The sequence below is a fragment of the Shouchella miscanthi genome, from assembly GCF_007725405.1.
Classification (GTDB): domain Bacteria; phylum Bacillota; class Bacilli; order Bacillales; family Bacillaceae_D; genus Shouchella; species Shouchella hunanensis.
The window spans coordinates 3,218,218-3,232,495 of the sequence record NZ_CP042163.1; the positions used below are offsets into that span (position 1 = coordinate 3,218,218).

General features: G+C 38.9%; 13 protein-coding genes. 10 read left to right on the forward strand and 3 right to left on the reverse strand.

The window, feature by feature from the left end; genetic code table 11:
• Positions 1–24: 24 nt before the first annotated feature.
• The gene (locus tag FPV17_RS16335; protein ID WP_246117049.1) at positions 25–1,407 is read right to left on the reverse strand and encodes a sugar transferase; all 1,383 of its coding nucleotides are present in this window, start codon (positions 1,405–1,407) and stop codon (positions 25–27) included.
• Between the two features lie 160 nt (positions 1,408–1,567).
• On the reverse strand, positions 1,568–2,593 hold the full coding sequence (locus FPV17_RS16340; RefSeq protein WP_144559476.1) for a glycosyltransferase family 2 protein: 1,026 nt from the start codon (positions 2,591–2,593) through the stop codon (positions 1,568–1,570).
• A 127-nt stretch (positions 2,594–2,720) separates the two neighbouring features.
• Here FPV17_RS16340 and FPV17_RS16345 point away from each other — a divergent pair, with 127 nt between their 5' ends.
• The 8 genes from FPV17_RS16345 to FPV17_RS16380 all read left to right on the forward strand — a co-directional run bounded on the left by FPV17_RS16345 (position 2,721) and on the right by FPV17_RS16380 (position 10,655).
• Positions 2,721–3,503: an SGNH/GDSL hydrolase family protein gene (locus tag FPV17_RS16345; protein WP_144559477.1), complete on the forward strand. Its 783-nt coding sequence runs from the start codon at positions 2,721–2,723 to the stop codon at positions 3,501–3,503.
• Positions 3,504–3,762: 259 nt separating this feature from the next.
• Positions 3,763–4,155: a class Ib ribonucleoside-diphosphate reductase assembly flavoprotein NrdI gene (gene nrdI / locus FPV17_RS16350; RefSeq protein WP_144559478.1), complete on the forward strand. Its 393-nt coding sequence runs from the start codon at positions 3,763–3,765 to the stop codon at positions 4,153–4,155.
• Positions 4,076–6,220 (forward strand): class 1b ribonucleoside-diphosphate reductase subunit alpha, encoded by a 2,145-nt coding sequence (nrdE, locus tag FPV17_RS16355; protein ID WP_144559479.1) that lies wholly within the window; start codon positions 4,076–4,078, stop codon positions 6,218–6,220. The genes nrdI and nrdE overlap by 80 nt, the downstream gene beginning before the upstream one ends.
• Before the next feature lie 36 nt (positions 6,221–6,256).
• Positions 6,257–7,237, forward strand: a complete 981-nt coding sequence (gene nrdF, locus FPV17_RS16360) for a class 1b ribonucleoside-diphosphate reductase subunit beta (protein ID WP_144559480.1) — start codon at positions 6,257–6,259, stop codon at positions 7,235–7,237.
• Positions 7,238–7,348: 111 nt separating this feature from the next.
• Complete coding sequence (locus tag FPV17_RS16365) at positions 7,349–7,972, forward strand: hypothetical protein (RefSeq protein WP_035397633.1); 624 nt, start codon at positions 7,349–7,351, stop codon at positions 7,970–7,972.
• Positions 7,973–8,013: 41 nt separating this feature from the next.
• Complete coding sequence (locus tag FPV17_RS16370; protein WP_035397635.1) at positions 8,014–8,205, forward strand: SE1832 family protein; 192 nt, start codon at positions 8,014–8,016, stop codon at positions 8,203–8,205.
• A gap of 138 nt (positions 8,206–8,343) precedes the next feature.
• Positions 8,344–9,636, forward strand: coding sequence for a glycoside hydrolase family 18 protein (locus FPV17_RS16375; RefSeq protein WP_035397637.1), 1,293 nt, complete (start codon positions 8,344–8,346; stop codon positions 9,634–9,636).
• Positions 9,637–9,902: 266 nt separating this feature from the next.
• Positions 9,903–10,655 (forward strand): SDR family oxidoreductase, encoded by a 753-nt coding sequence (locus tag FPV17_RS16380; RefSeq protein WP_144559481.1) that lies wholly within the window; start codon positions 9,903–9,905, stop codon positions 10,653–10,655.
• A 482-nt stretch (positions 10,656–11,137) separates the two neighbouring features.
• On the opposite strand, the gene FPV17_RS16385 is transcribed toward FPV17_RS16380, so the two are convergent.
• Positions 11,138–11,971, reverse strand: a complete 834-nt coding sequence (locus tag FPV17_RS16385) for an NYN domain-containing protein (RefSeq protein WP_035397657.1) — start codon at positions 11,969–11,971, stop codon at positions 11,138–11,140.
• A 311-nt stretch (positions 11,972–12,282) separates the two neighbouring features.
• Here FPV17_RS16385 and FPV17_RS16390 point away from each other — a divergent pair, with 311 nt between their 5' ends.
• Positions 12,283–13,107 carry a hypothetical protein gene (locus FPV17_RS16390; RefSeq protein ID WP_035397640.1) on the forward strand — a complete coding sequence of 275 codons (825 nt, stop codon included), beginning with the start codon at positions 12,283–12,285 and terminating at the stop codon, positions 13,105–13,107.
• Complete coding sequence (locus FPV17_RS16395) at positions 13,107–14,258, forward strand: hypothetical protein (protein WP_035397642.1); 1,152 nt, start codon at positions 13,107–13,109, stop codon at positions 14,256–14,258. Before FPV17_RS16390 ends, FPV17_RS16395 begins: the two co-directional genes overlap by 1 nt.
• Positions 14,259–14,278 lie beyond the last annotated feature (20 nt).

Below are 14,278 nucleotides of genomic sequence, written 5' to 3' on the forward strand. Positions count from 1 at the left end.
TTTATGCGGGGAGTATCATTGATTTTAATGGCTCTCTTGTTTTCTCGTCACATAGGAAACATTTTGTTTGCTCTTTTTCTTATGGGCAAGTTCCCCTTCTGATTTTGCCTTATTAATGACCACGAGTATGGTCTGCATTAAAATGGTTAAGTCTAACCAGAAAGAATAGTTTCGAATATAGTGTAAATCAAATTTTAGTTTTTTATCCGCATCTGTTGTATATTTACCCATTACTTGCGCATAGCCAGTAATTCCTGGTTTTACAGCATGGCGGTAGTTAAACCATTTGTTTTCTCTTTGAAACTGTTTTGTGAAGAATTCACGCTCTGGTCTCGGACCAACAAGAGACATATCTCCTTTTAATACATTAATTAACTGGGGTAATTCATCAATTCTTGTTTTACGAATAAATTTACCCATTTTTGTAATACGGTCATCATTTGATTTTGCTAGCACTGGACCTGTTTTTGATTCGGCATCAATGACCATGGAGCGGAACTTTAAAATGTTAAAAGGCTTATGGTTTTTCCCAACCCGCTCTTGTTTAAAAAATACTGGGCCACGATCTTCAATCTTAATGCCGATTGCTGTCACAATCATAACTGGCAATGTTGCCACAATCATCGCTACAGCTGCCGCGATGTCAACACCTCGTTTAATGAGTAGCTGTGTTAACGAAAGCGTAAATGGTCTTACTTGCATCACCATCGTGTCATCCATTGTTGTTACAGATGTATTCATAAGCAGCATGTCATTCACTTTCGGTACAACGTAGACAAGCTTTTTATTTTTCATCGCATGAAACATCAAACGATCTTTCTTTTCTTCTTCTAATTCTGAACCAATGAAGACGACGTTAAACTGGTTAATTTGTGTACGCAATTGCGCAAGCGATTCTTTTTTATCATACCATCTGACATAGCTGCTCTTTGAAAGGAAGGATGCTAAGCTATCTTCCATTTCTTCGAATTCTTTTTCTGTTCCGATGAACATCACTTTGCCTTTTCTCGATAGCTGGCTATATTTTGTAAAAGCCGATTTCCATACTAATAAAGCGGTAAAGGCAATTCCATGTGCAGATAATAGGACTGAACGCGGCATGGCAAACTCTCGGAAAAAGAAGGAAACCGTCATCGTAATTAATAAAATGAACGTAACAGCAATAGCTAATTTCCTAACAATATCCCATACATCGTATTGAACCAAACGATCAAGCTCATAGATACCTAAGAAAAGGATGCTAATAACAATAATCCAAGGTAAAATTCCTAAAAACGCGTCATAGTTCTTAGGCGTCATTTGCTCATTAAAAAGAAGGAAGGCAAGACCATATGATAATACAATTAATATTAAATCGACGACCATTGTAAGCGCGCGAGTCGCTCGGTTTGGAATCATATTTGGCATCGTCTTAACTCCTAGTTTCATAGAATTTTAAACTAAGATTCATTTTAGCATAAGTGTGATCGAATGTCTTTTATCAAAAAAAGGTTTGATAAAATACCATACAGATTGTTTTCTTCACATATTCTTTCATAACTAAACCGTTCCATTGATTCGTCGATCCTTACGTATTTGTCCGTTTCACACGCCAATAGCTACGGGAGAAAAAAGCTTGGAATGATGCATACCCTCGCACGAAATGAAGTACGAAAAAAGTTGCTGCACACGGGAGCCAAGCACCTAGTCCATTTTCCTTTGCACATGGATATGATACGGTTAAATTGAGAATGGCGTATAAGAGAACAACGGAACTAAATAAGATGAGTGCACTTGTGCTTAACAATGACGCAATGATTAAAAGTAAACCGGCTAAAAACGCAAGCAATGGGATACGGTGTCGTAATCCAAGCGCTCCAGGCGTTGCGGCATTCGCAATGATGTTCCATTTACCGTCACCGAGGGATTTATCGATTAGCCCTTTTAATGTCGGTCTTACAAAATAGGTTGATTGGATAGCAGTAGATAAGAAAAAAGTCTTGCCAGCATCGCGCATCCGCTTATGAAACTCAATATCTTCGTTTCGTTTTAAGCGTTCATCAAATAAACCTACGTCTGAAAAGACCACTCGTTTATAGGCTCCGTAAGGTACTGTATCTACATAGCCTTCCCACTCTTTTCCTTCGAGAGTTCGGAATTTCGAATTTCCTACGCCGAACGGATGTGAGTAGACATACTCATTAATTTTCCCTTGTTTCCCAAGACCACGAGATTGAATAATGCCCCCAACGACATCAGCAGCTGGCTGTCGCTGTATACAGTTGACATAGCGTTGCAAGAAGTCGTTTGGGACAGCTGTGTGGCCATCAATTCTCAAAATATACGAACCACTTGCCCCTTTAATTCCAATGTTCCAACCTGTTGGCAATGTTTTTTTAGGATTATCAAGCACGCGTATTCGGTGTCCCTGCTCAACAAACCCTTGAATAATTTCCAATGTACGATCAGTAGAGCGACCGTCAACAACAATAATTTCAAAATCAAATCCGTTTTTTTCTTGCTTTAAAAGGTTTTCCATTAATGTCGCAATATACCGTTCTTCGTTTCGAATGACGAGTAATACACTTAGTTGGATCGTTTTAATTGTAGACATGTCTTCTCCTTATTCATCGGCCTCATGATGGCGACAATGACATTCTAATAGATCAAATAAACTCTTTCTATGTTCGCCAACCATGACTATAATAGATTGTAGATAATTGTCAAGAAAGGACGTAATAATGTTGAAGAAAATAGGTTTCCCTCTTGTTATTCTGTTTAGTATAACAGGAATTATTTTAAGCTATATGTATAATCAACAGCAAATTGCAGAAATTGCCGATGAAGCTACATCATCAATCCCTGTTGAAGAACCCGAAACAAACGAAGAAACAGAGGTTGAGCCCGACATAGACGAAACGGTTTCTTCAGGTTGGCTAGGAAGCCACATAGAAAAAGACTCCTCTCTTACTCAAAAAGTGGTGTTTGTTGGATCCTCATCGTTTACTAGTACTGAAAGTGATCGTGATTGGCCAAGCCTTGTTATGAAGGAAACCGCTCATGTAATCACCGCTACGAAGATTGATTACGAGGTACTAACTTATTCAGGTGAAACGGTCTCTTCTTCTCTTATTGCCGATACAGCGAGTGACATTACCGCAGCGGAGCCTACCATTCTTATTGTTGAATCGTTCTCACTAAACGATAATCAGTATTATCTGCCATTTACTGAACAAGAATCCGTTGATAATCTTTCTCTTTTTCTAACGCATATGGAAAGCGAATTACCTGATACTGAAATCATTGTCGTTCCTTCAAATCCTTTTCCTAATGCCTTACACTATTTAGAAAGAAAAACCACACTCGATGAACAAGCATCTTCACTTCCAGGTACATATGTGGATCACTGGGTGGCGTGGCCTACAGGCGAAGGTTTAGAATCCGTTACTCAAAATCTACGCCCTAATGATGAGGGCCAAGAAATTTGGTCAGAGGCATTTCTAGAATTTTTTATCGATTCATAAGCTTATGTGTTTCTTTTTTTACATGTTAAACAAAAAAATTTCCGTTATAATGGACAGCGTTCTACAAAAAGTAGGGCGTTTTTTCTTTGTCGAAAAAACGTTAAATTACGCTTATCCACAAAGAAAGGGTTGAAACAGCCCTGTTTTTCTCACTTTCCCACAGGCTGGGGATAAAATCAATATGTTGATTTATTTATGTTTATCGTCTACCATATGTGGTATTAAAGATATAGATGATTTATATTGGAGTTGTTCACTAATGAAGATACTTTTCGATTCTAGAACTGGTAATGTTAAGCGATTTACCGAAAAATTACCATTCGAATGTGAACGAATTACTGAGTCGTCATTTGTGGACGAGCCTTATATTCTTCTCACATATACGACAGGTTTTGGTGACTTGTCTCCTAAAACGCGTCAGTTTTTAGAAAGTAATCATAGATGGCTTGTAGCCGTTGCAGCAAGTGGGAATCGCATTTGGGGCGATCGTTTTGCAAGAAGTGCAGACTTAATTGCGGCGATGCATCACGTACCCATTCTTCATAAATTTGAATTAAGTGGCACAGCAACTGATGTTGCACACTTTATACAGGAGGTTCATTCTATTGACAACACTAACGCAAAACTCAGTACCAAAGTGGGTTCAGCTTAACAATGAGCTCATGATCGCCAAAGACGGCTCGTATCAATTTGAAAAAGATAAAGAGGCTGTACATAGTTATTTTGTTGATTATGTGAATCAAAATACTGTCTTCTTCCATGACTTAGAAGAAAAAATGGAGTACCTCGTAAAAAATGATTATTATGAGGAAGAATTACTAGACTTATACACTATGGATGAGATAAAAGAAGTAATGAATGTTGCTTACAATAAAAAATTTCGTTTTCCTTCTTTTATGTCAGCATTTAAATTTTACAACGATTATGCATTAAAGACGAACGACAAAACAAAAATTCTTGAACGGTATGAGGACCGCGTTGCGATTGTAGCGCTTTTCTTCGGGAAAGGCGATGTTGATAAAGCAAGAGCGCTTGTGAAAGCAATGATCTCACAAGAGTTTCAACCGGCTACACCGACGTTTTTAAATGCAGGTAGAAAGCGACGTGGAGAGCTTGTCTCTTGCTTCTTGTTAGAAGTGAATGACTCATTAAACGATATTAGTCGTGCCGTAGATATTTCCATGCAACTATCTAAGCTTGGCGGCGGTGTTGCACTAAACCTCTCGAAGTTACGCGCAAAAGGCGAAGCCATTAAAGACGTTGCCAACGCTACTAAAGGGGTTGTTGGCGTTATGAAACTGTTGGATAATGCGTTCCGTTATGCAGATCAAATGGGGCAACGTCAAGGATCTGGTGCAGCTTATTTAAACATTTTCCACGCAGATATTAACGATTTCCTTGATACAAGAAAAATTTCTGCTGACGAAGATGTTCGTGTGAAAACTTTATCTATTGGCGTTGTCATTCCTGACAAATTTATTGAACTCATGCGTGAAGATAAAGATGCGTACCTCTTCTACCCACATACGGTCTACAAAGCGTATGGTGAGCATTTAGATGAAATGAATATGGAAGATATGTATGAGACGTTAGTTGATGATCCAAGGGTACGTAAAGAAAAAATTAACCCTAGACGCTTGTTCCAAAAGCTTGCTATTCTTCGTTCCGAGTCTGGGTACCCATACATTATGTTTGCAGATAATGTGAACAAAGCCCATGCGAACAATCATATTAGTAATGTTAAATTTTCAAATCTCTGTTCTGAAATTCTACAGGCCTCACAAGTTTCAACCTATAATGATTATGATCAAGAAGATGACATCGGCTTAGACATTTCTTGTAACCTTGGTTCAATTAACATAATGAACGTAATGAAAAATCGCTCACTTGAACAAACGGTGTCACTAGCAACTGATGCACTTACAAGAGTGTCCGAGTCAACTAATATTACGAATGCACCAGCTGTTCGTCATGCCAATGAAAAGATGAAATCTATTGGTCTTGGTGCGATGAACCTTCACGGTTATCTTGCTGAACAACATATTGCTTATGAAAGTCCTGAAGCGCGTGACTTTGCTAACACATTCTTTATGGCAATGAACTTTTATTCCATTAAACGATCAGCAGAAATTGCTCGCGACCGTGGTGAAACGTATTATCGATATGATGAAAGCACATACGCAACAGGTGACTATTTTACGCCTTATCTCACGACAAATTTCACACCACAGTACGACAAGGTCGCTGCTCTCTTTGAAGGAATGCATATTCCAACAACTGACGACTGGAAAGAACTTCAAGCTTTTGTTCAAGAGCATGGTCTTTTCCATAGCTATCGATTGGCCATTGCACCAACTGGTTCCATTTCTTATGTTCAATCGGCTACCGCAAGCGTTATGCCAATTATGGAGCGTATTGAGGAACGAACATACGGAAACTCAAAGACGTACTACCCAATGCCAGGCTTAACAGCAAATAACTGGTTCTTCTTTAAAGAAGCATACGACATGGACATGTTTAAAGTCGTCGATATGATTGGAACGATCCAGCAGCATATCGATCAAGGGATTAGCTTTACGCTATTCTTAAAAGACACGATGACGACAAGAGACTTAAACCGAATTGACCTCTACGCTCACCATAAAGGGGTTAAAACGATTTACTATGCACGAACGAAAGATACAGGCCAAGATGACTGCCTATCTTGTGTCGTTTAAGCTTATATCGTGCAACATCAAAAAGGAGCGCAACCTATGACACACGTTTACGACGCAGCAAATTGGTCAAAGCACGAAGATGATTTTACGCAAATGTTTTACAACCAAAACGTTAAACAGTTTTGGCTTCCTGAAGAAGTCGCTTTAAATGGCGACCTTCTTACATGGAAGTACTTATCTGCTAACGAAAAGGATACGTATATGAAAGTGTTAGCCGGGCTAACCTTACTTGATACGGAGCAAGGCAATACAGGAATGCCCATTGTTGCTGAACATGTGAACGGTCATCAACGAAAAGCCGTTCTTAATTTTATGGCGATGATGGAAAATGCTGTTCATGCAAAATCCTATTCAAACATCTTTATGACTCTTGCCACAACCGAGCAAATTAATGATGTATTTGAATGGGTAAAAGAAAATCCTCGTTTGCAGAAAAAAGCAGATATGATCGTTTCTCTTTATAAAGCGATTCAAACAGGCGATGAGATTTCACTATTTAAAGCAATGGTCGCATCGGTTTACTTAGAAAGTTTCTTGTTTTACAGTGGATTTTATTACCCTCTTTATTTCTATGGGCAAGGTAAGCTTATGCAAAGTGGAGAAATTATTAACTTAATTCTCCGTGACGAGGCTATTCATGGCGTATACGTTGGTTTACTGGCTCAAGAAATTTTCAATAAACAAACACCTGATACGCAAACAGCTTTAAAAGAGTTTTCAATTGATTTATTAAAAGAACTTTACAAGAATGAGCTTGCTTACACAGAAGAATTGTATGACCCAGTTGGCTTGTCACACGATGTTAAAAAGTTTATTCGTTACAATGCAAACAAAGCACTAATGAACCTTGGATTTGATCCCTACTTTGAAGATGAAGAGATTAATCCAATCGTTCTGAACGGCTTAAATACAAAAACAAAGTCACATGATTTCTTCTCAATGAAAGGAAACGGCTATAAAAAAGCAACAGTCGAGCCATTACGAGACGATGATTTCTTTTTTGCCGATCAAACATAAGTATACTAAAGAAAAAAGAGCAGGATCATCTTGCTCTTTTCTTCTTGCGTCTTAAGATGCAGTGTAAGATAATGTAGAAGTTAATCGTTTTTTTGACAAGGAGGTACTATGATGGGCAAGATGGATGAAATGATTGTTGTTGCACCACGTAAACACGTTTTCCATGATGAGTCTCTTGCATTTCAAGGCGTTGTTAGTAACCATGAGCAAGTTGCGACCATTATGAATCGGATTAATCGCCATTTTAGCGAGATGAGACGAGGAAACGCTGAGGAAGACGAGTTATACAAGCAACCCATTCCATATGTCGTCATTCGTAAAGGATCAGCTATTTACGCATATGAGCGGTTAAAAGGCGGCGGAGAAGCGAGACTACACCAAAAGTTATCCATTGGTTTTGGTGGTCATATGAACGCTACATCGTCATCAGATTTTAAAGATATGCTTGAGGCGAATACAGAAAGAGAATTACATGAAGAACTTCAATTCGACCCTACACATATAAAAGGTATGAAAACCATTGGACTTATTAATGATGATGAAAGTGATGTCGGTCGTGTTCATATTGGTATTTTGTCTGTATTAGACCTAGCAGAAGAAGCAACCGTTACAGTAAAAGAAACCAATCAACTTGCGGGTATGTGGCTGACGGTTGAGCAGCTTAGCGAGAAAGAAACATTCGACCGCCTTGAAACATGGTCCCAATTCGTTATTGATATTTTGAAAAAGGGGTAATACACCCTTTTTTCTTTATTCCATTCTAGGGAGTGAAACGAATGAAAACCGTTCAACAATTAGAAAACGAGCTTGCAGAACTAAAGAGTGATTTTATTCGCATCCAAGGAGACGTCGAAAAAATTGAAACGATAGGCGGTAATGTAGCAAAAGCCGTTGAACAGCTAGACGCTCTCGAAAAAGAAATTGCAGATGTTAGAAATCAGCTCCGCGAAGCACTTGCCGAAACATAAACTGAACGAAGCCTGTCGACTTTTTCGACAGGCTTTTTTTAGCTGTTCCATGACACATCTCCTCATTCACATTCTTCTTTTTTTCTCTTTTTACGCATACCTTTATACAATTACTAGTACTTACAGAGGTGATGAATCGTGCAAATTCATGTTGTGCAACAAGGAGAATCACTTTACGGCATTTCTCAAGCGTACAATACCTCAGCTGAAGAGGTCATTAACGCCAATGAATTAGATGCACCCAATGAGCTTGTCGTTGGGCAGACACTCGTTATTCCGATAAATGGCCGATATTACTTTGTCCAGCCAGGAGACACGCTCACCCTCCTTTCTAATCGCTATGGTCTTCCTGTTCAAGAGATCGCTCAATTGAATCAACTTAACCCTAACCAAAACATTTATCCCGGCCAACGCCTTTACTTCCCCCCTTTACAGAAAAGCAACATTGAAACGAACGCCTACATTGAGCCTATTAATAACGTATTAAGTGAGAGTCTTATTACGGCAGCTCAGAGCGCCGTTCCATCACTTACGTACTTAGCGCCTTTCAGCTACCAAATCGAACGAGATGGCAGCCTGAGTGATTTAAACCTCGGTCCTCTGCCTGACATAGCTAGCCAGGCAGGTGCATCATTAATGATGGTCATTACGAATCTGGAGGATGGAGCCTTTAGTGGCGATCTCGGTCAAACCGTTCTAGAAAATAATTCCCTTCAAAATGCTTTACTGGACTCCATTATTGCCGAGGCAAATCGTGTCGGACGTTTTTCAGATGTACATTTTGATTTCGAATTTCTTCCAGCAACTATGCGCGAACCGTATAATCAATTTTTACGAAAAGCAGTTGAACGTTTACACCCACAAGGATTGCTCGTTTCCACTGCTCTTGCACCAAAAACAAGCGCCACCCAAACGGGTCAATGGTATGAAGCCCATGATTACGGTGCGCATGGCACTATTGTTGATTTCGTCGTATTAATGACATATGAATGGGGTTACTCAGGGGGGCCTCCTCTCGCTGTTTCCCCGATCGGTCCCGTTACCGACGTTGTCAATTATGCTCTGTCTGAGATGCCATCTGAAAAAATAATGCTCGGTCAAAATTTGTACGGCTATGATTGGACATTGCCTTATGAACCAGGTGGTGAGTATGCTCGTGCTGTAAGTCCCCAACAAGCCATTACCATTGCACGGGAAAACAATGCCGTTATTCAATACGATGAAAGCGCACAGGCTCCTTATTACTTTTATGTTGGGGAAAATGGTGCTACCCATGAGGTGTGGTTCGAAGATGCTCGATCCATTAATGCAAAATTTAATCTTATTCGCGAAAAGGAATTGCGTGGTATTAGCTATTGGAAATTAGGGCTGTCTTTCCCGCAAAACTGGCTACTATTGAACGATCAATTTACAATCACTAAGCGTAGCTAAATGAAACACACTTTAAACGAGAATTTACCCAATTGGCCTATATGCATTCATCCTTACGGTTGGTGTTATAAGAAAAGGAAGTCATACGTTTTGGTGTGTTTAATTAGGTAAAAGGCGACATTTGTTCAAACAACGGTACAAAATTGCATATTTCATTTCACAAGTGATGAAAGCGCCACTCCATACGCTTTTATCACTTTTTCTTTCTGTTTAAAAAAATGAAAATAGGGAACTACATGCGAATAAAGAAAACGAGGTGAATCGTCATGAAGAATCTTGCCGTTATTACAGGTGCAGCTTCTGGAATTGGCCGTGCTACAGCAGATAAATTTATTAATCACAATGTCCCAGTAGCGTTAATTGATGCAAATGAAGAACAGTTAAATGAACTAAAACAAGCATACCCTCATCACTCTATTCTTGTGTATAAAGGAGATATCTCAAACAATGATGAGATGGAGCGCATTTTTTCTTCCATTGGTACCTACACCTCGTCCATTTCAACATTGTTTGCTAACGCTGGAATAAATGGGAAAGTTACTTCCATTGAAGCATTTCACCCTGATGACTGGGATCAAACCATAAACACGAACTTACGAGGTACTTTTTTAAGTGTGAAGCATGCCATTCCTTTCATGAAAAACGACGGTGGGAGTATAATTTTAACAAGCTCAGTTAATGGGACAAGAACCTTTTCCAATATCGGGATGAGCGCCTACAGCGCTTCTAAAGCAGGAATCGCCGCTTTCGGAAAGATGGCTGCACTGGAGCTTTCTTCTTATCACATTCGAGTAAATACCATCTGTCCTGGTGCTATTAAAACGAGTATTGACGAACGGACCTATCGTGATGACACTTCTCTAGAAAACCTTACGTTCAAAAAAGAAATAAGCCCTTTTCCTGTACCCGCAGCGGATCCAAGTGAAGTGGCTAATACGGTCTATTTTCTTTCTTCTCCGGAAGCAAAACATATTAGTGGCACTGAAATTGTAATAGACGCTGCACAAACACTACTATAAATCCCAATGTGAAGCTCTATCTGTTTTATCGAAGCATGAGCGAAATGGTTACAATCACAATGAGCCACATTGGGATGCTTAAGAGTACGCCCCAAAATAAACCAACTAAAAAACGAGTTCCGTACATAGGTCATCCCTCATTTGGATACGTTTTTATTTTAGTTTTGACGAAAAGATGGACAGCTATGCATGCTATTGTCCATTTTTTCTTTATACTATATGCGGCGCTTGTTTTTTTTGAACCATTTGTAAAAATTTTATGCAGGTGTTTAAATATCGAGTAAACGGGGAAAAGAAAAAATATGAGACAGATTTTTTACACATACAAAAAGAGACAAGGTATATCCCTGTCTCTCGTAACGAATTTGTCTAACGCATAAATGTTTTATCGAATTGTAACGAATCATTTGTCTATCCCTATAATATGAGAGACTTATCTACAAGTCAACCCTTAAGATTCGACAAACATATCATTCAAATCATTACGTTTTCGATAAGGGCGCTAACCAATTGCGTCCTTCTTCTGTTAACGCGATACTTGGCTTGACATCTCCGTTTTTCAACTCTTTGTTTTCCGACCCAATTAACTTTTCAATCTTTAATAAATCGATCAGTTCACTTGCAGAATTTGCTGGTATACCGAACTTCACCGAATATTGATTTCGTAACCACGGTGCACCTAGGTACAATTCGTTCTCCGTTCCAAATCTTGCTTCCCACTCTTCAATAAACCGTAAAGCGTCTAGTTTATAGGATTCTAAATGATATTCTTTTACTTCTAACTGTAAAAATTCTCTTAAGTCCTCACTATAATGAGAGTAATTCGTTATATCCGTATGCTTTGGTGCGGCTTCAGATAAATAATAGAGTTCGACTCGCTTTCCTTTGTACATTAATCGGCTCATAATCGGTACCATATCACTATCCGCAGTGACAAACACATAACATGAAATATTTTCATCTTTATACGTCATTTCAATTGCATCTATACAAAGCTCAATATCAGAAGAGTTCTTCCGAGAGTCTCCTTCTTTATCATTTGAGTATACATGGCGTATTTGAACGCGTTGTTTTTGCAGATCCGTTAAGCTAGAACGGATTCGTTGAAAATCTGCATACGCTCGAAACGTTCGCACTTGATCCTGACCATAACGTTCCCATAAAGAATTGAATAGATTCTTTTCTTCACTCTCATGATTTGGATTATGATTATAGCGATTCATTAATGTCCAATAGACATTATCATAATCAACAAAGATCGCAATGTTCTCGTGATCTCCTGTATGAAATGCACTTTCTATCTGTCCTCTACTCATTCTATTAACCGCCTTTGAACGATCGTACGTTGCCCTCAATTGACGGTCTTCCTCCTATTCATTTCCATGAGGCACATGGCTTATCACGAATATGCTCAATTTCTTTAAGAATATCCTTAGTGTACGACAAAATCGAATCGTTGCCTACACGAATTTCGTAATTTTACATTGGGCAATATGACAGCCCCATGCTTATTAAATACCAGAAAAAAGTGAAAAAAAACAGAAAATAGGTTTGACAACTCACTGTATGAGTCATATAATACACACATCAAGTGTATGAACCAGATAATACATACAGGGGGTTAGTTATGTCGATTATTAAACTCATGATGTTTGAGTACAAACGAATTTGGAAACTCTATCTTGCCTTGGTAATAGCTGTTACCTGCATTCAATTGTTCTTTATATGGTACGGCTCTTATACCCATGCGGAGATGTATAAAGAACTTGCGAGAGAAAGTGGACGTACATACTATCAGATCGCACAGCAAGACCAGTTATCCTTTGTCCATGTCTTTAATAGCTTTCCTATCCATGCTTCTATCATGATATCCATTGCCGCTTTGTTGCTTTATAGCTGCTTCATTTGGTACAGAGATTGGGTTGGGAAATATCCGATGGCACAGCGACTCTTAACGCTCCCTATCCATCGATCTGCTCTTTACTTTTCAAAATTAGGTACGATTTTCACTTTTGTCTTAGGAATGATTGCACTTCAATATCTTATTATACTTGCAGGAATAGGACTTGTTCACTTAACTGTCCCTAGCGAATTTTTACAGGGCAATCCACTTGTACTTTCATCGATTGCAAGATTTTCACAGGTATTTTCGGTAATTTTACCGCTTACATTTAAATCCTTTTTATTAATGTATGGAACTGGCTTCACGTTCTTAACCGTCGCTTTTACTGTTATCGTCATTGAACGTTCGTTTCGGATGAAAGGGTGGTTTATTGGTGCAGCTTATATGGCTATTGCTGTGGCGTTCAATGGACTTGGCACGTACATATCGTTGAAATTACATTTATTTGAAAGTGAAGTCTTTATCGTATTCGGTTTCACATTAGTAATCACGAGCATTCTTTCTAGCCTGCTATGTATCTATCTCTTACAACGAAAGGTGACGGTTTAATGAAACAAAAACGGTATTTTTTATTTAGTTTCTTTTTTTTCTTTATCATAGCTACATTTGTGACAGTATTTACCGTTAACGCAATTGAAGAACGATTTGTTCAGCATCCACTTGAATGGGAGCTTGTTGAAGGGGATCGGCATTTCTTTGAACAGCTTTCTTTTGAAGGCTATGGACTAGGAAATGGTTCTCGTTCTTACCTATTTCAAAAAGAACGTGATTCGATTGAATTGAGCCCTATCCGTCGATCACTTGATGGTCACATGAGCTATAGCGCGCAAGCTGAACACATTTTACACGAGGATCGAAGGTTTTTCCGACTTCCACCTATGGAGCGAAACCTTGTATTGGAGAGCGAGGACTACTTGATTGCTGTTGGATCAAAGGAATCCTACGATGATGGATATAAACAATTTTTAACAATTCATTCTAAGGAAAAACAAGGGGTCCAAAAAGAACCCCTTTCTATCCCTATTGATCAACACTATTTTTCCAACCTTGATGGCATCATTCAAGGGGATCGACTCCTTCTTTTAGCTGGAGACTATACGTATTTAGAACAAGAAGGCTTTCTTAATGCATACGAAATCGATTTGGGGACGAATACAGTGGTTCATTCAGATACCATAGTCGGCCCACAATTCATCGAGGGACTAGGAACGGAATTTGATGATTTTCAGTATGCGCATGAACCTCATACCGTTACATTTCATCCAGATCAGCCTGTAGCAATTTACATCCATGAGCGTTCAGACGGCAAAATGGGCTACAGTATTTATCACTTTCAATCACAAAAACTCTATACACTTGAGACAAGTCAAACCTATCAAGATACACTGATTGCGCCTTCGCCTGATGGTTTTCACCTCTTAGAAAAACGAAATACAAAAGGGCATCTACTAACCGTCACACTAAATGATGATGGCATCGTTTCTGAAGAACTGCTTGAATTAGATTTACCTGCTTTGCGCCTTACAAGTAGCTTTGCTTATCATAATAATCAGCTTGCGTTGCTTCGTCAGGAAGATGGATCAGAATATCAACTAGAGCTCTTTCATGTTTCTGATAACAATCCTTTACTATCAGCAAAACTACCAATTAAAAAAGAGCATGGAATTGTTCAGATTACATCTATGCAGTTCGAAGAATAAGAGGGGGGACAGAAAAAGAC

Coding starts and splice junctions, on each gene's coding strand:
- nrdI (WP_144559478.1), top strand. CDS start 3,763: ATGAAGATACTTTTCGATTCTAGAACTGGTAATGTTAAGCGATTTACC.
- FPV17_RS16395 (WP_035397642.1), top strand. CDS start 13,107: ATGAAACAAAAACGGTATTTTTTATTTAGTTTCTTTTTTTTCTTTATC.
- FPV17_RS16340 (WP_144559476.1), bottom strand. CDS start 2,593: ATGTCTACAATTAAAACGATCCAACTAAGTGTATTACTCGTCATTCGA.
- FPV17_RS16345 (WP_144559477.1), top strand. CDS start 2,721: ATGTTGAAGAAAATAGGTTTCCCTCTTGTTATTCTGTTTAGTATAACA.
- FPV17_RS16385 (WP_035397657.1), bottom strand. CDS start 11,971: ATGAGTAGAGGACAGATAGAAAGTGCATTTCATACAGGAGATCACGAG.
- FPV17_RS16365 (WP_035397633.1), top strand. CDS start 7,349: ATGGGCAAGATGGATGAAATGATTGTTGTTGCACCACGTAAACACGTT.
- nrdE (WP_144559479.1), top strand. CDS start 4,076: ATGTTGCACACTTTATACAGGAGGTTCATTCTATTGACAACACTAACG.
- FPV17_RS16390 (WP_035397640.1), top strand. CDS start 12,283: ATGTCGATTATTAAACTCATGATGTTTGAGTACAAACGAATTTGGAAA.
- FPV17_RS16335 (WP_246117049.1), bottom strand. CDS start 1,407: ATGCCAAATATGATTCCAAACCGAGCGACTCGCGCGCTTACAATGGTC.
- FPV17_RS16380 (WP_144559481.1), top strand. CDS start 9,903: ATGAAGAATCTTGCCGTTATTACAGGTGCAGCTTCTGGAATTGGCCGT.
- FPV17_RS16370 (WP_035397635.1), top strand. CDS start 8,014: ATGAAAACCGTTCAACAATTAGAAAACGAGCTTGCAGAACTAAAGAGT.
- nrdF (WP_144559480.1), top strand. CDS start 6,257: ATGACACACGTTTACGACGCAGCAAATTGGTCAAAGCACGAAGATGAT.